This window comes from Blautia sp. 210820-DFI.6.14, assembly GCF_020558815.1.
Taxonomy (GTDB): Bacteria; Bacillota; Clostridia; order Lachnospirales; family Lachnospiraceae; genus Blautia_A; species Blautia_A obeum.
This window is the reverse complement of sequence record NZ_JAJCKS010000004.1, coordinates 65,106-87,024: the sequence shown is the minus strand read 5'-3', so window position 1 is coordinate 87,024 and position 21,919 is coordinate 65,106. Positions and strand designations below refer to the sequence as shown.

Sequence of the window (21,919 nt, the reverse complement as noted above, 5' to 3'; positions counted from 1 at the left end):
CGGAGGTGGCATTATGGCTAAGAGAGATTATTATGAAGTCCTTGGAGTCGGAAGAGATGCCGATGCCAAGGCGATCAAACGTGCATACAGAAAACTTGCAAAAAAATATCATCCGGATATGAATCCTGGTGATAAACAGGCAGAACAGAAATTTAAAGAAGTTACAGAAGCTTACAATGTATTAAGTGATACAGAAAAGAAGAAATTATACGATCAGTATGGTTTTGCTGCATTTGAAGAGGGCAGTGGAAATCCATATGGAGCCGGTGGACAGAATGGAGCCGGAGGCGGTTTTCATGGAGGCTTTGGAGGATTTGACTTTGGTCAGGGCGGCAATGGTTATCATGAGTATCATTTTGAAAATAGTAATATGGGTGATATGGGAGATATTTTCGGAGATATCTTTGGAAATATGTTCCATGGTCAGAAAAACAGTGGATACAGTCGTCAGAGCAGTGGATTTGGCGGACAGGGCTTTCACAGTGGTTTCGGAGGAAGCGGATTTGGAGGGCATACCCAGGAAAAAGGCAGTGACCTCAGGTCTGAAGTAAGTATCAGCTTTGAAGATGCTGCATTTGGATGCGATAAAATGATCCGTCTTTCGGATCCGTCAGGAAGCGGTTCCCAGACACTGCAGGTACATGTTCCGGCAGGTATCGAAAATGGCAAGAGCATCCGTCTGAAGGGCAAAGGAAATCCTGGATTTAACGGAGGAGAAGCCGGAGATCTTTTGTTGAAAGTAAATATTCAGCCAAAGCCAGGATACGAACGGAATGGTATGGATGTCTATACAACAACAGAAATTCCATTCACAACAGCTGTTTTTGGCGGCGAGGCAAAAGTCTCTACATTGTACGGTGATGTGATCTGCCGTATTCCGGAAGGTGCTCAGACAGGAAGGAAGATCCGTCTGAAGGGCAAAGGTATCGTTTCGATGAAAAATCCATCTGTTCATGGTGATCAGTATGTGACGATCCGAATTCAGGTGCCACAGAACCTCAGCCCGGAAGCAAAAGAAAAGTTAAGAGAATTTCAGCAGGTCTGCAGAAATGATGAACGGAAAAGAAGAGGAAGCGTAGCATAAAGACGCTTCCTTTTTAAAATTCTTTATAAAACAACTATGAAATTTTTGTAAAACTGTCCATTTTCGGCATTTTGTGCATTGATTATTTGATAGGATAGAGATATCATAAGCTACAGAAAAAACAGAAGTCCAATGACAGCAGAGTTTTGCTATGAACAGTAACAGACAGGCTGTAGCCGGAAAGGATGGATATTTTGAATTATCTGAAACAATCAAAGCATTTGTGGATCATACCTGCTTATGGAATTTTTTATATGATCTCGTTTATGCTGATGGAGCAGAGCGATGTAAAAATACATATGATTCATTCATTAGCTGATGATAAGATTCCGTTTTGCCCGTATTTTATTATTCCATATGTACTCTGGTACTTTTTCCTGATCGGAACAGTGATTTATTTTGCGGTATTCTGCCCGAGCAAAAAAGAATATTATCAATATCTCGGAACTCTGGGTGTAGGTATGACACTGTTTCTGCTGATCTCTTATGTATATCCGAACGGACAGCATCTGAGACCGGATCTTGGCAGTACCGGAGGCGGTGTGTTTATCAGTGTGATACGTTTTTTGTATAAAATTGATACACCTACCAATATTTTCCCAAGCATGCATGTATTTAATGCAACAGCAAGCTGTATCGCCTTATATCAAAATGAACGGTGCAGGAAAAATAAATTGTTCACGGTAAGCCAGATCATACTTACAATATCGATCGTTTTATCAACGATGTTCCTGAAACAGCACAGTGTGGCAGATGTTATGACTGCACTGATCCTGAATATTCTTTGTTATCAGCTGTTTTACAGAGTGCTTCCTGCAAGAAAGGAACGCCTGGCAGAAGTACTTACACGCAGAGAGATCTGTACGGTTCCGAATCTGCTCAGCACACTTCGACTGTGTCTGGCAGTTGCATTCTTTGGAATATTTGAGAGATATGGTGTAGGAGAGTACCGTACGGTACTTGTACTGCTCATTCTTGCCGCTGCGGCAACAGATGTTCTGGACGGCAGAATTGCCAGATCCTTTAACAGTATCAGCCAGGTTGGACGTATTCTGGATCCGGTGGCAGATAAGGCTATGCAGGGTGTGATGATTGCGTATCTGATTCCAAGATATCCACTGGCGAAGCTTGTGCTGATCCTGTTTGTGATAAAAGAGTGTTATATGACAGTTGCAGGGTGGAAAGTACTGATGGAGACAAAAGAAACGATTGAGGCACAGTGGCATGGTAAGCTGAATACAGCAGTAACTTATGTAGTTGTACTGATCCTGCTGGCAGGACCGAGACTTCCATATTCTACATCTAATGTACTGATTGGAGCCTGTGCAGTCTGCATGGCAATGTCTCTGAGTATGTATGCAGCGCAGTTTCGCGAAATGCTGGAACACCAGAATGGAAGATATCAGCGGAAAATGCAGGGCGGTTTCAGTGGTAATTAAAAGAAAGATTAATTTAAGGAAGGGGTTTCCTCAGAGGGGAGACCACCTTCCTTTTTTGTCAGACTGTCCTTATAACAGAATCAATTTCCTGGAGAAGATTCTGCCGTTCTTCCTGAAATTTCAGCTTTTTATTGAAACGAAAATATTCTTCACAGCCAAAATGACTAATGAAAGATACTGCATTTGCGTTATGACTGAGATCTGAGATCAGAAACAAAATTTCAGGTCCATCACCAAAAGCCGACTCAGCAAAAGAAAAGCCAAGATGCAGCGCCAGAGAAGTGCGGTTTACAGTATCCTGTCGGATCTTGACATTTTCCTCCAGAGCGTGACGCAGGATCGCGATTACTTCTTCCGGAGCAGAAATACGTTCCTGCTGAGTGAGGGAGAGACTTTGCTCAAGAATTCGGGCAATACGTTCCGTGCAGTCTGTTTCCATGCGGTCAAGCAGATGGTTTTCCAGGCGGATTTTTTGAGAAGTTCGATATTGTTCTGTAAAAGCAGCAAGCGTATTTCCTTCAAGAAGTGAGGCTCTGGCCTGACGGAGTACGCTCTGAAGGGCGACTGCGAACTGGTCTTCTTCCCGGAATTTCAGAAATAAGGTGTTCCATCCATCCAGAAGAAGCCCGGCAACAGTAAGACGTTCATCTGTTGGGGCATGGGCTGCCAGCGTGCAGAGTGACTCTACAACGGATTCATCAAGGGATCCGGAGAGAATTTCAGGAATCCGGTAATCCTGACGATATTTTGCGTAAAGCTGGTAATAAGCACCAAAATCTCTTGCAATCTCTTCATCCTGCAGATACTGACGGATCAGGTTTTCATCCGGAGCAAAATGCATATCCTCATATCCGTATAAAATTGCAGAAAGATCTTCCCAGCCACGTGCAGTGACGAAACAGATGTGGTCCGCCGTATTCTCAATATGGTAAAAATGTTCTCTTTTTAAACTCAGGTAAGAAAGAACAGAAGGATGAAGCCCTTTTGCAGATGCATATTCTTTCCATACATTGAGATCTGGTTCAATATCGATTCGTTTTACGCGGTCCAGAGTGACAATATCAAATTCTCTGGCAGATTTATTGTATTCAACAGGATTTCCGGCGGCAGCAATGATCCAGCCAGATGGAACCGGATGGGTACCAAATGTTTTATTTTGCAGAAACTGCAGCATAGTGGGAACCAGCGTTTCGGATACACAGTTAATCTCATCGATAAAAAGGATTCCTTCTTTACAGCCGGTTTCTTCTATCTTTTCATAAACAGAAGCAATGATCTCGCTCATGGTGTATTCTGTTACGGAATATTCTTTTCCCTGAAAATTCTTTTTTACAATGACAGGGAGACCGACAGCACTCTGGCGTGTATGATGTGTAATTGTATAAGCAACCAGTCCGATTCCACATTCTCTGGCGGCCTGTTCCATGATCGCTGTTTTGCCGATACCGGGCGGCCCGATCAGGAGAATCGGCCGTTGTCTGACAGATGGCAGGAGATAATGGCCATTAGAATCTTTACGAGTATAGACTTGTATGGTTTGGAGAAGTTCCTGTTTTGCTTCTTTGATATTCATAAAATGTGGTATCCTTTCTGCATCTGAGATGATGCAAGATTATGTTTCATCCATATATAACTTATGTGCCCAGACCGGAACTTTCTGATGCAGGGCCTTTTCACGGTAAAAAATAAAAGCAGTCTGATAATCTGTCGGTCTTTCGGGATAAATACCATCTCCGTCTGTGAAGTACAAAAGTCCTTTCAGATTACGGAGAGCTCCGGTGTTACGGAGATCCTGCACATATGCAAAAACAGGGCGGAAATCTGTGCCGCCACGACCGTGGATCGTGATATGTGTCAGATAATTTTTCCAGTCATCTTCGCAGGTAACATGTATAACGTCCTGAATAAAGCTGTCACACTGAATGATGTAAAGGTTCATTTTGCGGAAAAAATTTTCGTGATCACTGAGAATCCCATAAGTCTCTTCCATAAAACGCCGGACTGTAGCGGCGGAGCAGGAACCGGAAGTATCGATCGCAATGACGAGTTCTTCCATGCGGTTTACTTCCTGGTATTCCAGATGTTCAATGAGTGGCATATTGCCATAATGTTCCAGACCATAGAGATAAGGAATATAGTCAAAACTTTCTGTATCTGTATGAAGTTCCTCGCGGTGAACGGCAAAATGTCTGAGAAAACGATGAAAATCATAGCGGTGTTTTTCTCGCAGACTGATTTCTTCCTGCAGACTCCCCGGGGAAGCGCCTCTGCCGTCAGAACCGTAGAGACCGAAACCACCGGTACCATAACTGTTGTTCCAGAGATTTTTCATCTGTTCGAGAAGCTTCTTACGGTCAGCCTGTTTCCAGAACTGATGATCATCCATTGCACAGGTTTCCGGCAGCTCAGGATTCTGCGAATAAAGTATAGCCGGACGATATTCTTTTTTCTCATGATGGATCAGTCGATATACAGCAAGGTCGCAGGCCTGATCCCATCGCTGAGCTTCAGAAGGTATCTCCAGGATCAGATGAAGGAAAAGACAGTGATACAGCATATGCAAAAAAAGCTTTTCCAGAGTATCGGGATCATCCTGAAACGTTTTTATAAGAAAATCCGGGCAGAAATAGATGACACTGCCATCTGTGCCGGCAGAGGATGTTTCTGAGGATTCCTGAAAGGAAAAATTCCAGAGAAGATGACGAAAAAAGGGATATCTGACAGAAAGCTGTTCACGTACAAAATTCCATATTTTTTCATAAAGACCGGAGGTGTCCGGAGAAATAGGATGTTTCATAATCTTACTCCTTATCTGTATCAGAAGGTAAAGTCATGGTCATGAAAGCCAAAGTGGTCTTTTTGGAATTCCAGAAAGAAGGAAAGAATTTCTTCCCGGTGGAGCCGGACGGCTTCCTCAATAAATGTGTCGAGTGCGGATTCTGTGATCGATACAAACTGACAGAGTTTCTGAATACGAAAAAAATCATCCTGACGGATCAGTTCGATTATGGCAGGCCGGAAACGAAGGGAAAGATAATGCTGATATTTTTCTTTCCATACAGGATCCTGAACTTCCGTAAAACGTTTTAATGCAATAGCAAGACGCCTGGCTTCCTGACCGGCAGATTCAAATTCTTTTTCGCAGTTGTCCATGAAGAATGCTCCTTTCAAAAATAGTGAATAATTATTTAACCGAATCAAGTAAGTTCCCTGCTTCAATTGCGAATATCCGCTTGACCAGATGAAAGTTACTAAAAAGGATTAAATTCAGTGTATCATTTCGGTGGGAGTTGTCAATGGAAAAGAAATAAGGTATAATCACCATAGTTGTATGACAGTGATATAATTCTAAAGAGAATGATAATGGAGGAAAACATGGAAAACGTATTTATTATGGATCATCCGCTGATCCAGCACAAAATTTCTATGCTTCGTAACAAAAATACAGGAACAAATGAGTTCCGTAAACTGATCGAAGAAATTGCAGTCCTTATGGGATATGAGGCACTGAGAGATCTTCCACTGGAGGATGTGGAAATTGAAACTCCGATCGAGAAATGTAAATCCCCAATGATCGCCGGAAAGAAGCTGGCAGTTGTGCCGGTACTTCGTGCCGGACTTGGTATGGTAAACGGTATCACAACGCTGGTTCCGTCTGCAAAGATCGGTCATATCGGCCTTTACAGAGATCCGGAGACACATGAACCACATGAATATTACTGCAAACTTCCGGATCCGATCGAACAGAGACTGATCGTGCTGACAGACCCGATGCTTGCAACCGGTGGTTCTGCGGTAGATGCAGTCAGAATGATCAAACAGCATGGTGGAAAGAATATTAAATGTATGTTTGTCATCGCAGCACCGGAAGGTCTGGAACGACTTCACAGAGAACATCCGGACGTGCAGATCTATGTAGGACATCTGGATCGTGAACTGAATGAAAATGCTTACATCTGCCCGGGACTCGGTGATGCAGGTGACCGTATTTTCGGAACAATCTAAGAGACAGCGGAGAAGCAGAAAATAATGACAAAAGAAGAACTGGCACTGGAAGTGATCGCCCGGCTGAAAAAAGAATATCCGGATGCAGGCTGTACACTGGATTATGATCAGGCATGGAAACTGCTTGTGAGTGTCCGTCTTGCAGCGCAATGTACAGATGCAAGAGTTAACGTAGTTGTAGAGGAGCTTTATGCGAAGTATCCGGATGTGGCATCGCTGGCGGCTGCAGAGCCGGAGGAGATCGAGGAGATCGTCCGGCCGTGTGGACTTGGCAGAAGCAAAGCCAGGGACATCAGTGCATGTATGAGAATCCTTCATGAACAGTATGATGACAACATCCCGACAACTTTCGAGGCACTTTTGAAACTTCCCGGCGTAGGACGCAAGAGTGCCAATCTGATCATGGGAGATGTTTTTGGCAAACCGGCAATTGTTACAGATACGCATTGCATCCGGCTTTGTAATCGAATCGGGCTTGTGGATGGAATCAAAGAACCAAAGAAGGTGGAAATGGCCCTGTGGAAGATCATTCCACCGGAAGAAGGAAGTGATTTCTGCCATCGCCTTGTGTACCATGGACGTGAGGTGTGTACAGCGAGAACAAAACCGTATTGTGACAGATGCTGTCTGGAAGACATCTGCGCGAAAAATATATAATGATCTAATCGGCTCCTCAGGATATGAGGAGCTGATTCTTTAAGAAAAGGAGAATTCTGTGATATGAAATATGCAATCATCGGAGCTGGCGGAACCGGCGGAAGTCTTGGCTTTTTTCTGACGAAGGCAGGAAAAGATGTAACCCTCATCGCCAGAGGAAAACACCTTGAGGCGATCAGAAAAAATGGTCTGGGCATGGAACGCCTGTGGGATCATAAAAGAGAAATGATTCCGGTAAAAGCATGCACAGTGGAAGAATACAGTGATACACCTGATGTGATCCTGGTCTGTGTAAAAGGTTATTCTATGACGGAAACAATTCCGGTGATCCGGAAACTTGCAGGAAAAGATACAGTAGTCCTTCCAATCCTCAATATTTATGGGACAGGAGGAAAACTTCAGAAAGAATTTCCGGAACTGACAGTGCCGGATGGATGTATCTACGTATCTGCCAATATTCTGGAGCCGGGTGTGATCCTGCGACATGGAAAAATTCTCCGTGTTGTCTTCGGTGCGAGAAAACCGGAAGAAGAGACGGAAAAGATGCGTGAAATTGCAAAAGATATGGCATGTGAAAATATAGAAGTGATTCTCTCTGAAGATATTCGCAGAGATGCTATGGTAAAATTCTCTTACGTATCTCCGATCGGAGTAGCCGGACTTTACTGTAATGCGACAGCAGCAGATTTTCAGAAAGACGGAGAGGCAAGAGAAATGTTTAAAGCTCTGATCACTGAGATCGTAGCGCTGTCCCATGCGATGGGAATTGAATTTCAGGAGGATCTTGTGGAGCGAAATCTGAAGATTGTGGCACCACTGGCACCGGAGGCAACCACCTCTATGCAGAGAGATGTGTATGCGGGCAAAAAATCAGAAATAGATGGTCTTGTATATGAAATCGTCCGTCTGGGAAAAGAATATGGTGTCCCACTTCCGGAATACGAAAAAGCGGCGGCACGTTTTCATGAACAGGGACTCAAATAAACGAAGGAAGTGATAAAATGCGGAAAATGAAGAGGGTGGAAGATTCCCGCACTGAAAACACCTATTTGATCATGAATAAGCATATCAACAGCTATGGACGTCTGTTTGGTGGTGTCCTCATGCAGTGGATTGATGAAATGGCCGGGATTGTGGCTCACCGCCATGCAGGAACGATCGTCACAACAGCCTGCGTGGACAATCTGAACTTTAAGGCAGGCGCTTATCTTGGAAATACTGTTGTCCTGATCGGAAAGATGACATACGTGGGAAGAACATCCATGGAAGTACGGATCGATACATATGTGGAAGATTCTGACGGTATGCGCAAGATGATCAACCGTGCATATGAAGTTATGGTGGCGCTTGATGAAAACGACAACAAAGTCGAAGTACCGGGGCTGATCGTTGAGACAGAGGCTGAAAAGGCAGAATGGCAGGGTGCGGAAAAACGTTATGCACTCCGAAAGAAAAGAAGGATTGAAGGATTCTGAGAAATTTTCTGATAGGAATGTTACAGGAGAAAACAGATGGCAAAAAGAATTGGCATCATATCTGATACACACGGATTGCTGAGACCGGAAGTGATCAGCATACTTAAGACATGTGACTGCATTTTACATGCAGGAGATGTTGACCGGCCGGAAATCCTTGACCAGCTCCGGTATCTTGGCAGTCTTTATGTCGTGCGTGGAAATAATGACCGTGACTGGGCCGAAAAGCTTTCAGTTACACTGCGATTTAAAATAGAAGGAACGGAATTCTTTATGACACATAATAAAAAAGATGTTGCATGGGATCTGGGTACAGCGCAGGTTGTTATTTTTGGACACAGTCATCATTATTTTGAAAAAATGATCGATGGACGGCTGTGGTTGAATCCGGGAAGCTGTGGCAGGAGTCGTTTTGGCGGAGAAGTCACCATGGCTCTTATGGAAATTGACAATGGAAACTGGAATGTCAGAAAAATCAATTTTTCTGCATAAAAACGAACATATATTTGCTTTTGGATAATTTGTCCCGTTTTATCGTACATTAAATATGAGATACTCCCAATATAAGAAACAAATGTTCGGAAAACATGTTCGGTATAAAGGGAGGAAACCACGATGGTCAACACAGCAAATGCAGAAGGAAGAGTTTACAGGGCAGAGAGAAGTCGCGGAAAGAAGAATCGCAGGAAATTTTCCAGTATCATGGCGATGGTATTAGGGGCGATCGTTACAATAGAGATCATGATCATGGGTGCGATGGTTTTGAAATTGGATTTTCATTCTGCAGACAGGATTGCCCTGGCACTTGGCTTTATGGTATTATATTCAGGTGTAGTCATAGCATTGGCAGATAAATAAGGGAGAATGTATGCCGAGATCATTTAATCAGAAACTCAAAATTTTATATCTGATGAAGGCATTTGAAGAGAAGACGGACAGAGAACATCCGATATCCGTAGCTGAGATCATAAAATATATGGACAGTTATGGAATCAGTGTGGAGCGTAAGGCTGTCTACGATGATATAGAGACACTGAGGGTGTTCGGAATGAAGATTGAGAATCGAAGAGGACGTCCTTCGGGATATTTCCTTGCGGACAGAAAGTTTGAACTTCCGGAATTGAAGATTCTGATGGACGCAGTGCAGTCATCCAGATTCCTGACGCAGAAACAGTCCCGGGAACTTCTACGCAAACTGGAAAGTCTGACCAGTGTCAGTGAAGCGAGGAAACTTCAGTATCAGACTTATACAGTACCGGGAGTGAAGTCACCGAACAATGAAGTATATCAGAATATTCAGGGGATTTATGATGCAATTGCGGAGAACCATCAGATCGGTTTCCTGTATTATGAATGGGATTTTTCTAAGAATCTGAAACAGAAACGCGGTGGAGAAAGATACAGAGTAAGTCCGTGGAAATTAATCTGGAAGAACGAAAATTATTATTTGCTGGGTATGGACGAGAAAAGTGAGATCGTCAAACATTATCGTGTTGACAAGATCAAACATCTGAATATTGAGAAAGCTAAAAGAAATGGAGAGAGCATTTTTCAAAATTTTGATATGGAGAAATTTTCAGCCGGAACTTTTGGAATGTTTGGAGGAAAAGAAACTCCCGTCCGGATGGAATTTGAAAACCGTTTTGTTGGTGTGGTCCTGGATCGTTTTGGACAGGATGTCATGCTGATTCCCCGGGATGAAAAGCATTTTTCGATGCAGACGCACATCAGCGTCAATCCGAAATTCTTTGGCTGGCTGGCCAGCCTTGGAACAGGGGCAGTGATCATATCACCGGAGAATGTACGCAGAGAATATATATCATTTATGAAGAATACTCTGATGAATTATGGAGAAGAATAGAATATGACCGTTAAATCAAGACTTTTGGAAATTCTGGAGAAAGAGAAGGGTGAGACCCTTTCAGGAGAAAAGTTAGCCGAGGAGCTTCACTGTACCAGGGCTGCAATCTGGAAAGCTGTGAAATCTCTTCGGGAAGAAGGATACATGATAGAGGCGGGACCAAATAAAGGCTATATGCTGGTGAAAGCGAATGATCGACTTTCCGTTGAAGCAATACGGCCTTTTTTGTCGTTTCCGGAGGTTTATATCAAAGTTTATCAGGAAGTGGATTCTACGAACCGTGCAGCGAAAGCGGCTGCTGTTACCGGAGAAGCCGGTCATGGAAGCTTTGTGCTGGCGGGATGCCAGACAGAAGGACGTGGCCGGCGGGGACGCAGTTTTTATTCACCGCAGGATGCAGGAATCTACCTGAGTGTGATCCTCGAACCGAAAGGCAGTCTTCAGGAGAGTCTGCTTCTGACTGCAGAGGCGGCAGTGGCAGTTTACAGAGCAGTAAAGAAAATTACCGGAGTTGAATTGGATATTAAGTGGGTTAATGACCTTTATCATAATGGAAAAAAAGTCTGCGGCATTCTTACAGAAGCAGTCACAGACTTTGAGAGTGGAAATATTGAATTTGCCGTGGTCGGAATCGGGTTGAATATTTTTGAGGCAGCGGACGGGTACCCGGATTCGTTAAAAGGAATTGCCGGTGGAATATATGAGAACCGGGAAGCTGCGGGAGAGCTTGACCGCAGCCGACTGGCCGCAGAGATTGTAAATGCCCTGCTTGAGGAAACCAGAGAACTGAGACTTCCACAGGAATATATAGAACATAATCTTGTGCCCGGAAGGGAAATCTGTATTTCGGACGGAGATAAGATCCGCAGAGCGAAAGCACTGGAAATATGCCCGGATGGAAGACTGAAGGTAGAGGAAGCAGACGGTTCCTTGTCGGTTCTGTCCTATGGAGAAGTATCAATTATAATATGAAGTTATATTAAATATAATTGTGAAATGTGCATAATTTTGCATTCCATTTTGAGACAAAATAGGGAGAATGGATATTGACTTTTTTTTGACAAAGAGCGTAAAATAAGTGCAACAAAGGCAGACCGGTCATACCAATTTAATGACAATCCGGTCGAGAGAAAAGGAGGGAGAAAGACGGGAAATTTATCAGCCACACTGGCAGAAGAGCTGGAAAGCAAGACTGCCTTTACGATACCGGTGTTTGGCGGAGTGCCGATCGCAGAGAGTGTAGTTGTTACATGGGTGATCATGGCAGTGCTGTTAGTACTTTCACTGATACTGGTTCGTAATCTCAAGGTTGAGAATCCAGGCAAGAAACAGCTTCTTCTGGAATCAGGAGTAAGTTTTCTCTTGAATTTCTTTGAAGGAATTCTTGGAGAAGAGGGAAAAAGATATATCCCTTATCTGATGTCTACCGTTATCTATATTGGAATTGCCAATATAGCAGGTGTCTTTGGTTTTACACCACCTACAAAGGATATGAATGTGACCATAGCACTTTCGCTTATGAGCATTATTCTGATCGAGTACTCTGGTTTTCATAAACGAGGACTCAAAGGATTTCTGCATAGTTTTGCAGAGCCGGTTCCGATCATGCTTCCGATCAATATTCTGGAGCTGGCAATCAGGCCGACATCATTGTGTATGCGATTATTCGGTAATGTTTTGGGAAGCTTTGTAGTAATGAAATTGCTTGAATTTATATGTCCGGCAATTCTTCCCATACCATTCAGCCTGTACTTTGATTTCTTTGACGGATTCATCCAGGCATATGTATTCGTATTCTTAACATCACTGTTTATCAAGGAAGCAATTGAATAATCAGGATAAACAGATATCAAATTAAGAAAATTCATTATTTTTGTCAATCGAGGAGGAAAAAATTATGTCAACATTAGTAGCAATCGGAGCAGCAATCGCAGTTCTTACAGGTATCGGAGCTGGTATCGGTATCGGCCTCGCAACTTCAAAAGCAGTAGAAGCAATCGCAAGACAGCCTGAAGCAGAGAGTAAGATCAGTAAGAACCTTCTGTTAGGATGTGCACTTGCCGAGGCAACAGCTATCTACGGTTTCGTAATCGGTCTTCTGATCATCATCATGCTGGGCTAATAGAAAAGATATAGACAATGAGAATGAATCAGGATAAGAGAGGCAGGTGGACCAGGTGATAAAGATTGATATCAACCTTGTCTTCACAATCATCAACCTGTTGGTTCTGTATCTTTTGATGAAGAAGTTTTTATTCGGACCGATCATAAATGTGATGGACCAGAGAAAAGCGATGATCGACCAGCAGTTTGCAGAAGCAAAGGAACGACAGGATAATGCAAAAGCACTTCAGGAACAGTATGAGGGTGCTTTAAAATCTGCAAAAGAAGAATCCTACCAGATCATGGAACAGGCCAGAAAAGAAGCAAAAGCTCAGGCAGACCATACAGTAGAAGAGACAACCGCAAAAGTAGATGCCATGCTTGCAAAGGCACAGGAAGACATCCGTATGGAACGCGAGAATGCAATGCGTCAGATGAAAGGCGATGTTGCAGAGCTTGCTATGAAAGCTGCAGCTAAGGTCATTGGTAAGAACAGTGGAGCAGATCAGGATTTATCCTTATATGATCAATTTATAGAAGAAGCAGGTGATCCGGATGACAGCGACCGCCGTTAATTATGCAAAAACACTGTACGAGCTTTCTGTTTCGACAGAAGCCGTACAGACAACAAAAGAAATATTCCGTGAGGTTCCGGGGTTGGCAGAGAGCCTTGAGAACCCACTGGTGCCTTTTGAAGCAAAGAGCAGAGTGATCGACAGAGTGATCCCTGATGAGATGAAGAATTTCATTAAGGTTGCCTGCAGACACAGAAACATCGGTCTTCTGAATGAGATCTTTGAAAATTATGAAGAAATCTGCAGAAGACATAAGAACATCCTGCATGCAGTGATGCGTTATGTAACACCGCCGAAGGATGAACAGCTGAAAGGCATCAAAGCATTTTTGTGCCGGGAATTTCAGGCTGAACAGGCCGAAATAGAGATGATAGAAGACAAAAGTCTGATCGGAGGATTTGTCCTCCAGGCAGACGGACGTGAATTTGACTGGAGCATGCGGGGACGTTACCGTATGTTACAACAGAAACTGACCCGGAGGTGAACACGTTGAGTGCAATCAACCCAGATGAGATTATTTCTATTCTAAAAGAAGAAATAGAAAATTATGATGAGATCAGCCAGAACCAGGAAGTGGGAACGGTTATTTCTGTAGGTGACGGAATTGCAACCGTATACGGAATTGACCATGCCATGTATGGTGAGGTTGTAGTATTTGAAAACGGACTCAAGGGAATGGTTCAGGATATCCGTACAAACAGCATGGGATGCATCCTGTTTGGTAAAGATACCGGAATCAAAGAGGGAACCAAAGTAACCAGAACCGGAAAACAGGCAGGTATTCCTGTTGGTAATGGATATGTAGGAAGAATCGTAAATGCCCTTGGCGCTCCGATAGATGGAAAAGGCGAGATCAAAGAAGAAGGATATCGCCCGGTAGAGAATCCTGCACCAGGAATCATCGACCGTAAATCCGTAACTGTACCGCTGGAAACAGGTATCCTTTCTCTGGATTCCATGTTCCCGATCGGCCGTGGACAGCGTGAGCTGATCATCGGTGACAGACAGACCGGTAAAACTTCTCTTGCAATTGATACGATCCTGAACCAGAAGGGTAAGGATGTACTTTGTATTTATGTAGCAATCGGACAGAAGGCATCTACCGTTGCAAAGGTTGTATCCAACCTCGAAAAATACGGTGCGATGGAGTACACAACAGTATTCTCCTCAACAGCCAGTGACTGTGCACCGCTTCAGTACATTGCACCTTATGCAGGAACAGCACTTGCTGAGTTCTTTATGTATCAGGGAAAAGATGTGCTGATCGTATATGATGACCTTTCTAAACACGCAGTAGCATATCGAGCACTGTCCCTGTTGCTGGAACGTTCTCCGGGACGTGAGGCATATCCTGGTGATGTGTTCTACCTGCATTCCAGACTTCTGGAGAGATCCAGCCGTCTGAGCGATGAAAAGGGCGGCGGTTCTATTACAGCTCTTCCGATCATCGAGACACAGGCAGGTGATGTATCTGCATATATTCCGACCAACGTAATTTCTATTACAGATGGTCAGATTTTCCTGGAGAGCGACCTGTTCTTCTCCGGTATGAGACCGGCCGTAAACGTCGGACTTTCTGTATCACGAGTTGGTGGTGCAGCCCAGACAAAGGCAATGAAAAAAGCATCCGGAAGTGTTCGTATCGATCTTGCTCAGTACCGTGAGATGGAAGTCTTCACACAGTTCAGTTCTGATCTGGATGAAGCAACAAAGGCACAGCTGGCATACGGCGGATGCCTGATGGAACTTCTGAAACAGCCGCTGTGTAATCCACTTGCACTCCACGAACAGGTAATTACATTGTGGACAGCAACTCATAAAAAAATGGTTCATGTGGATAAAAAGAATGTGAAACAGTATCAGAAAGATCTTCTGGCATACTTCGATAATGTTTACCCGGAAATCGGTAAAGAAATCGAAGAGACTAAGGTACTCAGTGATGAACTGGGAGAAAAGATCCTTCAGGTTGCAGATGAGTTCAGGGATCGTGCAGCTACCAAATAAATTATTTGTAAAGAATGCGATTACTGTGAAATGACAAGTTTGTCAGAGACAGTAACCGGCAGGAGGAATTTATGGCAAATGCAAGAGAAATAAAGAGCAGGATAAGCAGTGTCCAGGACACAATGAAAATTACCAATGCCATGTATATGATTTCCTCTTCCAAAATGAAAAAAGCCAAAAAGATACTGTCGGATACCGAGCCGTATTTCTACAATATGCAGAGTGCGATCGCACGTATCCTCCGACATATTCCGGATATACAGCATCCGTTTTTCAGTGTCCGTCACCTGATTCCTACAGAGGAACGTAAGATTGCGACGATCGTGGTAACAGGTGATAAGGGTATGGCAGGTGCCTATAACCACAATATTACCAAGATGACAGAGGAATTTATGGCCAATACTCCTGGCCACCATAAACTGTATGTCCTTGGTGTTGTAGGAAGACAGTATTTCAGTAAAAAAGATGTCGATATGGATGGAAGCTTCCGTTATACTGTACAGAAGCCAACCATGCACAGGGCAAGAATGATCAGTGAGGAAGTTATAAGAGGCTTTCTGGAAAGAGAAGTGGACGAGGTGCATATCATCTATACACAGATGCAGAATGCAGTTGTGATGGAACCGGTAAATATGCAGCTTCTTCCTTTAAAAAAGACCAGCTTTTCACCGATTGATATACCGGCAGAGGTTCATCAGGAAGAAATAGAAATGTTTCCTTCCGCTGATGGAGTGCTGGATATCATGATTCCAAATTATCTGACCGGTGTGATCTACGGATGTCTTGTTGAGGCATATGCAAGTGAGAACAATGCGAGAATGACAGCAATGCAGTCTTCAACAGACAGTGCAAAGAAAATGCTCCAGGATCTGTCGATCCAGTATAACAGGGCACGTCAGGCAGCGATCACACAGGAGATCACAGAGGTCTGCAGCGGTGCAAAGGCTCAGAAAAGGAAGTGACGAGGATGAGTAAAGGTAAGATCGTACAGGTCATGGGACCTGTTGTAGACGTTGTTTTTGAAGATGGAGATCTGCCGGATATCAAGGATGCTCTTGAAGTTGAAAACAACGGTAAAAAATGTGTTATGGAAGTTTCTCAGCATCTGGGAAATGATGTGGTTCGATGCATCATGCTGAGTGCCAGTGAGGGACTTCAGAGAGACAGAGAAGTAATTGCTACAGGAAGTGGAATCAAAGTTCCTGTAGGTGACTGTACTCTGGGAAGACTGTTCAACGTTCTCGGGGAGACAGTAGATGGTGGAGAATCTCTGGATGATGCAGAGCATTGGGTAATCCACAGAGATCCGCCGAGTTTTGAAGAACAGAAACCGGCAGTTGAGATCCTGGAAACAGGAATCAAAGTCATCGACCTTCTTGCTCCTTACGCAAAGGGTGGTAAGATCGGTCTGTTTGGTGGTGCCGGTGTTGGTAAGACAGTCCTGATTCAGGAGCTGATCCAGAATATCGCTACCGAGCATGGTGGATATTCTATTTTCACCGGTGTTGGTGAACGTTCCCGTGAGGGTAATGACCTTTGGAGTGAAATGAAAGAATCCGGCGTACTTAAGAAAACAGCCTTAGTGTTCGGACAGATGAACGAGCCGCCGGGATCCCGTATGCGTGTTGCGGAAACAGGTCTTACTATGGCAGAATATTTCCGTGATACAGAACATAGAGATGTCCTTCTTTTCATTGATAATATCTTCCGTTTTGTACAGGCAGGTTCCGAGGTATCCGCACTTCTTGGACGTATGCCTTCCGCAGTAGGTTACCAGCCGACTCTGGCTACAGAGATGGGTGAACTGCAGGAGCGTATCGCATCCACAACATCCGGATCCGTTACTTCTGTACAGGCAGTTTATGTACCGGCCGATGACCTGACTGACCCGGCACCGGCAACAACATTCGCACATCTGGATGCAACGACAGTTCTTTCCCGTAAGATCGTTGAGCAGGGTATTTACCCGGCCGTAGATCCACTGGAATCTACATCCCGTATTCTTGAAGCAGATGTTGTAGGTGAAGAGCATTACGAAGTAGCACGCCGTGTACAGGAAATCCTTCAGAAATACAAAGAGCTGCAGGACATCATTGCAATCCTTGGTATGGAAGAGCTCTCTGACGAAGATAAAAATACTGTATTCCGTGCAAGAAAGATCCAGAAATTCCTTTCTCAGCCGTTCCATGTAGCTGAGAACTTCACAGGTATTCCTGGAAAATATGTTCCGCTTAAAGAAACAATCCGTGGATTCAAGATGATCATCGATGGTGAGATGGATGAATATCCGGAAAACGCATTCTTCAATGTAGGAACTATAGACGAAGTAGTTGAAAAAGCAAAAACTCTGGAACAGTAAGGAGTGAGGCTTATGCAGAATACATTCGGTCTTGAGATATACGCTGCAAACAGACAGTTCTTTTCCGGAAGAGCGCAGTCACTGATCATACCGGCGGAAGATGGACAGAAAGAATTTCTTGCTCATCATGCGAATATGATCTGTGCCATTGTTCCGGGAGAGCTTCGTTTTCAGGATGCGAAAGGAAATTGGGAGACAGTGGCAGTGAGTTCCGGGTTTGTAGAGATGATCAACAACCGTGCAAAACTGTTCTGTCTGACGGTAGAACGTCCGGAGGAAATCGACATCCGAAGAGCTGAAGAGGCTCGTGATCGTGCTGAAGAGCAGCTCCGTCAGCAGCAGAGTATTGTAGAATATCACAGAAGTCAGGCTGCGCTTGCAAGAGCCATGACCCGGCTCCGTGTAACAAAAGAATTAAAATGATATCAGGGTTCCAAAGGCCATAAATAGAGTTAAAAAGAGAATTGCTATTATATAGTGATTCTCTTTTTTTGACGAAAAAACGAAAATGGCTCCATATATAGCGCATTATGTTAATTGTAAAGAAAATTTGGCTGTGTTATACTCTCTTATACGATATTAAAATCTATAATGCGATTTCAACCGTGCGAAGGAAGAAAATTGGTATTATTGACAGGAACAGTTACTGTGAACGGTAACTGGCAGTATGAAAGGTTAAGTAAGAATGGCAAGTATGAAAGATGTGGCGCAGAGAGCCGGAGTAGGAGTCGGTACTGTGTCGAGAGTTATCAATGACAGCGGATATGTGTCTGCTGATACACGCAAAAAGATAGAACGGGCAATCGAAGAACTGGGATATACACCAAATGAACTGGCAAGAAATCTGTTTCGTAATCGGACAGGAATAATAGGTGTTCTGATTCCGGATCTTGACCACCCTTTTTTCTCCGCGTTCGCACGGGAAACAGAGCTTTCGCTTTATAAACTGGGATACAAAACAATGATCTGTAATACGGTCGGAAGCAGTAATCGAGAGCGTGATTATCTGAATATGCTCGACCGAAATATGGTAGATGGGATCATTACCGGTGCACATACACTCCATAAAACTGAATATGCGAACAGAAAGCATACGATAGTTGCTCTGGATCAGGATTTCGGACCGGAAATTCCTATAATTGGGTCAGACCATCTGTATGGAGGAAAGCTTGCAGCTGAGATCATGATCAAAAACGGATGTAAGCGGATCATACAAATAACAGGTATCGCACCGAACGTAGCTGCCAATGACAGGCATACAGTATTTGAAGAGTCATTGAAAGCACATGGAATAGAAGTCTTGAATATCGAGATGGAATGGAATAAATTTGACCATCAGTCCTACTGGGACGCTGCAAAAGAAGCAATAGAAAAATATCCGGATGCTGATGGTGTGTTTGCGGCAGATCAGCCTGCACTGTGTTATATGCATCTTGCAATACAGGCAGGAAAAAGAGTGCCGGAAGATCTGAAAGTGATCACTTACGATGGAATGGATGTCAGCAGGCTTTGCTATCCGGAGGTGACAGCAATCTGTCAAAACGTTAAATTTTTGGCAGAATCTTGTGCGAGAACCGTGCTGGATTTGATTGATGGAAAGGAACGCGTTCCACACAGACAGGTACTATCAGTGGAGTTACAGCAGGGTCAAAGCACCTATCCGGTGGAAATTACCGGAGAAATCTAGGAATTACATATAATGAAGCAGATTTTTCAGAAGCAGATAAAAGCATAAATTGCCTTTATCTGCTTTTTATATTATGCTGAGAATTTGTTAAAATTATGTCGTTTTAGCTTGTGCATAATATACAAAAACAAATATAAAAAATTATAAAAATGCACGGAAATGTGTTTTTGGAAGGATTTTTGTGGAATATCGGTTGACAAATCAGGATAGAAAGGATATTATAAAAACACGATATGGAACGGCTTCCGCACAAACAATTAAAAAGTACTAAGAACGAAAAAATTTTTTTAAAGCACGTGGAACGCGTTCTACAATATTTCCTTTCGCGCGGTGGAAACAGAGTTTAAAAGGAGGATAATTAAAATGAAAAAAACCATTAGTTTAGCAATGGCAGCAGCACTTGCAATTTCCGGAGCAGTAACAACTGTACCGGTATTCGCAGACGATGTAACAAATATCACAATCTGGAGTCCTACTGACAGAGAAGCAATTGAAGCATGGTGGAAAGATAAGATTGCAGAGTGGAATAAAGATCATCCAGAAATCCAGGTAAGCCGTGAAGCAATCGACCGTTCCGATTCTTATGCTTATGATAACAAAATTGCTACAGCAGTTACCTCTAATGATCTTCCGGATATCTTCTATGTAGACGGACCTCAGGTTTCCTACTATGCAGCTAATGGCATCACAGTTTCGCTTGATGATTATTTTACAGATGAGGATAAAGCAGATTTCGTAAATTCTTCAATGACGCAGAATACATATGATGGCAAATTATATGCTGTAGGTGCAACAGAATCTTCTGTAGCATTCTACTACAACAAAGATTACCTCAAAGAATGTGGTGTAGATACAGACGATCTTGACTCCCGTACACTTGAAAACCCACTGACAACAGATGAAGTTGCTGAAATCGCTGAAAAATGTACAACAGATGATTATGTAGGAACACACATCATCATGGATCACGGCGAAGGACTGCCATATGCTCTTGAACCGCTGTATCTTTCCGCTGGAAAAGATTATATCAGCGAAGATGGAAAAGAAGCCGATGGATATGTGAACAGTGAAGAAGCAGTAAACACAACATCATGGCTTGCAGATCTGATCGCTAAAGGATATGCAAACGTTGAACCGATCACAGACGAATTCCTCAATGGCGCATGTGCAACAATGCTCGGTGGTTCATGGGAAATTGCAACACTTGAACAGAATGCTGACTTTGACTGGGGTGTAACTTACTATCCGGTAAATGCTGAAACTAAAAAAGCAGTTTCTCCATGCGGTGACTGGTCTGCAGCAATCTCTAAAGACTGCGAGAATGCAGATGCAGCTGGTGAATTCCTGGCATGGCTGATGAACACAGACAACGTAGCAACATATGCAGCAGCAATTGCAAAACCTGCAACACGTTCTTCTGCTTATGAAACAGAAGCAATGACTGAGTACAAAGAAGGAGCAAGAGCTCTTATTGTAGATCAGCTTGAAAACACAGCAGTTCCGCGTCCTAGAACACCATCCTATGCTACATTCTCATCTGCCTACGCAGAAGCAATGACAAACATTTTCTCTGATGCAGCAAGTAATGAAGAAGTAGATACAGATTATGTTCAGTCCGAGCTTGATACAGCAGTTGACACATTTACAGAAGACTACGAAACATATTACGCTGAATAAGAAAATTAATGAAGACGGAGCCGCATCGGCATAAAAGCGGTGCGGCTCTGCTTTTTCTTAAAAAGGAAAAGGGGGAAAGGCAATGGCAAAGGCAGAAAAAAAGAAGCTTACCGGCCGTAAACGTGATGAAAGAGTAGCTGCATATATATTCGTAGCACCGGCAGTAATTCTTCTGATTGCATTTCTTGTTGTACCAATGATCTATACCGTATACTTTTCAGGATTTAAATATCAGATCATGAGACCTGATGCAATGAAATTTATCGGTTTTGAAAACTATCAGAAGCTTTTCAGTGATAAAAACTTCTGGCTTGCATTAAAAAATACCGTTTATTTTACAGTAATTGTTGTTCCTTGTCAGTGTGCACTTGCGCTCGCTCTTGCACTTTTGGTTTCAAAGAAGTTCCGTGGAGTGGCAGTCTTCCGTACCATGTACTTTGCACCACAGCTTACATCCATGGTAGTTATCTCCGTATTGTGGTCAGTACTTTACAATGCAAATCCAAATACAGGTCTGATCAACTCAATCCTTGTATCTCTTGGAATGAGCCCGATCAAATTCCTGAGTGATGCAAATACAGCGATGAACTCCATCATCTTTATGTCTGCATGGCAGGGTGCCGGTTATCAGATGATGATCTTCCTGGCAGGTCTTCAGGGAATCCCGAGGGACCAGTACGAAGCAGCATCTGTAGATGGTGCAACCAAGTTTAAACAGTTCCTTTACATCACGCTCCCGGGACTGAAGGGAACTATTAAATACGTAATTATGATCACTATGATCCAGGCAATGAAACTTTTTACACAGCCATATATCATGACACAGGGTGGACCGAAAAACTCCACAAAGACTCTTGTGTATTACATTTATACACAGGGCTTCCAGAAAGGTAACTTTGGTTATGCCTGCTCGATCGCAGCTGTATTCTTTGTGATCGTTGTATGTATGTCTATGGCGATGAAGAAAGTAACTGCGGCAACAGACTGAGAAAG

At 43.4% G+C, this 21,919-nt stretch carries 24 protein-coding genes; 21 read left to right on the top strand and 3 right to left on the bottom strand.

What is annotated here, in order from left to right; translation table 11 throughout:
- The first annotated feature begins 13 nt into the window (after positions 1–13).
- Together LI112_RS05340 and LI112_RS05335 are read left to right on the top strand one after the other, a co-directional pair.
- Positions 14–1,084 (top strand): DnaJ C-terminal domain-containing protein, encoded by a 1,071-nt coding sequence (locus LI112_RS05340; protein ID WP_172675410.1) that lies wholly within the window; start codon positions 14–16, stop codon positions 1,082–1,084.
- Positions 1,085–1,278: 194 nt separating this feature from the next.
- On the top strand, positions 1,279–2,523 hold the full coding sequence (locus LI112_RS05335) for a CDP-alcohol phosphatidyltransferase family protein (RefSeq protein WP_118044730.1): 1,245 nt from the start codon (positions 1,279–1,281) through the stop codon (positions 2,521–2,523).
- Positions 2,524–2,581: 58 nt separating this feature from the next.
- On the opposite strand, the gene LI112_RS05330 is transcribed toward LI112_RS05335, so the two are convergent.
- From LI112_RS05330 to LI112_RS05320, 3 genes are read right to left on the bottom strand one after another with little or no spacing between them, the layout of a single operon-like run.
- The gene (locus LI112_RS05330) at positions 2,582–4,096 is read right to left on the bottom strand and encodes an ATP-binding protein (RefSeq protein ID WP_227190327.1); all 1,515 of its coding nucleotides are present in this window, start codon (positions 4,094–4,096) and stop codon (positions 2,582–2,584) included.
- Positions 4,097–4,135: 39 nt separating this feature from the next.
- A complete protein-coding gene (locus LI112_RS05325) occupies positions 4,136–5,320 on the bottom strand; it encodes a VWA-like domain-containing protein (RefSeq protein WP_055066105.1) in 1,185 nt (394 codons plus the stop codon).
- A gap of 20 nt (positions 5,321–5,340) precedes the next feature.
- A complete protein-coding gene (locus tag LI112_RS05320) occupies positions 5,341–5,676 on the bottom strand; it encodes a hypothetical protein (protein WP_055066106.1) in 336 nt (111 codons plus the stop codon).
- A 222-nt stretch (positions 5,677–5,898) separates the two neighbouring features.
- Here LI112_RS05320 and upp point away from each other — a divergent pair, with 222 nt between their 5' ends.
- The 19 genes from upp to LI112_RS05225 all read left to right on the top strand — a co-directional run bounded on the left by upp (position 5,899) and on the right by LI112_RS05225 (position 21,914).
- Positions 5,899–6,528 carry a uracil phosphoribosyltransferase gene (upp, locus tag LI112_RS05315; RefSeq protein WP_022388507.1) on the top strand — a complete coding sequence of 210 codons (630 nt, stop codon included), beginning with the start codon at positions 5,899–5,901 and terminating at the stop codon, positions 6,526–6,528.
- A 24-nt stretch (positions 6,529–6,552) separates the two neighbouring features.
- On the top strand, positions 6,553–7,185 hold the full coding sequence (gene nth / locus LI112_RS05310) for an endonuclease III (protein ID WP_022388508.1): 633 nt from the start codon (positions 6,553–6,555) through the stop codon (positions 7,183–7,185).
- A gap of 63 nt (positions 7,186–7,248) precedes the next feature.
- Positions 7,249–8,169, top strand: a complete 921-nt coding sequence (locus LI112_RS05305) for a ketopantoate reductase family protein (RefSeq protein ID WP_005425844.1) — start codon at positions 7,249–7,251, stop codon at positions 8,167–8,169.
- Between the two features lie 17 nt (positions 8,170–8,186).
- Positions 8,187–8,660, top strand: coding sequence for an acyl-CoA thioesterase (locus tag LI112_RS05300; RefSeq protein ID WP_005425845.1), 474 nt, complete (start codon positions 8,187–8,189; stop codon positions 8,658–8,660).
- 36 nt (positions 8,661–8,696) lie between these two features.
- Positions 8,697–9,152: a metallophosphoesterase gene (locus LI112_RS05295; protein ID WP_005425847.1), complete on the top strand. Its 456-nt coding sequence runs from the start codon at positions 8,697–8,699 to the stop codon at positions 9,150–9,152.
- Positions 9,153–9,275: 123 nt separating this feature from the next.
- On the top strand, positions 9,276–9,518 hold the full coding sequence (locus LI112_RS05290) for a hypothetical protein (RefSeq protein ID WP_055066107.1): 243 nt from the start codon (positions 9,276–9,278) through the stop codon (positions 9,516–9,518).
- Positions 9,519–9,528: 10 nt separating this feature from the next.
- Positions 9,529–10,521 carry a YafY family protein gene (locus tag LI112_RS05285; protein ID WP_055066108.1) on the top strand — a complete coding sequence of 331 codons (993 nt, stop codon included), beginning with the start codon at positions 9,529–9,531 and terminating at the stop codon, positions 10,519–10,521.
- A gap of 3 nt (positions 10,522–10,524) precedes the next feature.
- A complete protein-coding gene (locus tag LI112_RS05280; RefSeq protein ID WP_022388512.1) occupies positions 10,525–11,493 on the top strand; it encodes a biotin--[acetyl-CoA-carboxylase] ligase in 969 nt (322 codons plus the stop codon).
- Positions 11,494–11,688: 195 nt separating this feature from the next.
- The gene (locus LI112_RS05275; RefSeq protein ID WP_044925818.1) at positions 11,689–12,354 is read left to right on the top strand and encodes a F0F1 ATP synthase subunit A; all 666 of its coding nucleotides are present in this window, start codon (positions 11,689–11,691) and stop codon (positions 12,352–12,354) included.
- Between the two features lie 64 nt (positions 12,355–12,418).
- The gene (gene atpE, locus LI112_RS05270; protein WP_005425853.1) at positions 12,419–12,643 is read left to right on the top strand and encodes an ATP synthase F0 subunit C; all 225 of its coding nucleotides are present in this window, start codon (positions 12,419–12,421) and stop codon (positions 12,641–12,643) included.
- 55 nt (positions 12,644–12,698) lie between these two features.
- Complete coding sequence (atpF, locus tag LI112_RS05265; RefSeq protein ID WP_022388515.1) at positions 12,699–13,199, top strand: F0F1 ATP synthase subunit B; 501 nt, start codon at positions 12,699–12,701, stop codon at positions 13,197–13,199.
- Complete coding sequence (gene atpH, locus LI112_RS05260; RefSeq protein WP_005425856.1) at positions 13,180–13,683, top strand: ATP synthase F1 subunit delta; 504 nt, start codon at positions 13,180–13,182, stop codon at positions 13,681–13,683. Before atpF ends, atpH begins: the two co-directional genes overlap by 20 nt.
- A gap of 5 nt (positions 13,684–13,688) precedes the next feature.
- Positions 13,689–15,203, top strand: coding sequence for a F0F1 ATP synthase subunit alpha (gene atpA, locus LI112_RS05255; RefSeq protein WP_022388516.1), 1,515 nt, complete (start codon positions 13,689–13,691; stop codon positions 15,201–15,203).
- A gap of 71 nt (positions 15,204–15,274) precedes the next feature.
- Positions 15,275–16,165, top strand: coding sequence for an ATP synthase F1 subunit gamma (gene atpG / locus LI112_RS05250; RefSeq protein WP_022388517.1), 891 nt, complete (start codon positions 15,275–15,277; stop codon positions 16,163–16,165).
- A 5-nt stretch (positions 16,166–16,170) separates the two neighbouring features.
- Positions 16,171–17,562 (top strand): F0F1 ATP synthase subunit beta, encoded by a 1,392-nt coding sequence (gene atpD / locus LI112_RS05245; protein ID WP_005425861.1) that lies wholly within the window; start codon positions 16,171–16,173, stop codon positions 17,560–17,562.
- 12 nt (positions 17,563–17,574) lie between these two features.
- Positions 17,575–17,985 (top strand): ATP synthase F1 subunit epsilon, encoded by a 411-nt coding sequence (gene atpC / locus LI112_RS05240; protein WP_005425864.1) that lies wholly within the window; start codon positions 17,575–17,577, stop codon positions 17,983–17,985.
- Between the two features lie 262 nt (positions 17,986–18,247).
- Positions 18,248–19,249: a LacI family DNA-binding transcriptional regulator gene (locus LI112_RS05235; RefSeq protein ID WP_022388518.1), complete on the top strand. Its 1,002-nt coding sequence runs from the start codon at positions 18,248–18,250 to the stop codon at positions 19,247–19,249.
- Positions 19,250–19,612: 363 nt separating this feature from the next.
- Entirely contained in the window at positions 19,613–20,926 is a 1,314-nt protein-coding gene (locus tag LI112_RS05230; RefSeq protein ID WP_227190326.1) for a sugar ABC transporter substrate-binding protein, read from the top strand.
- 82 nt (positions 20,927–21,008) lie between these two features.
- On the top strand, positions 21,009–21,914 hold the full coding sequence (locus tag LI112_RS05225; RefSeq protein ID WP_005425873.1) for a carbohydrate ABC transporter permease: 906 nt from the start codon (positions 21,009–21,011) through the stop codon (positions 21,912–21,914).
- The last annotated feature ends 5 nt before the right edge of the window (positions 21,915–21,919 follow it).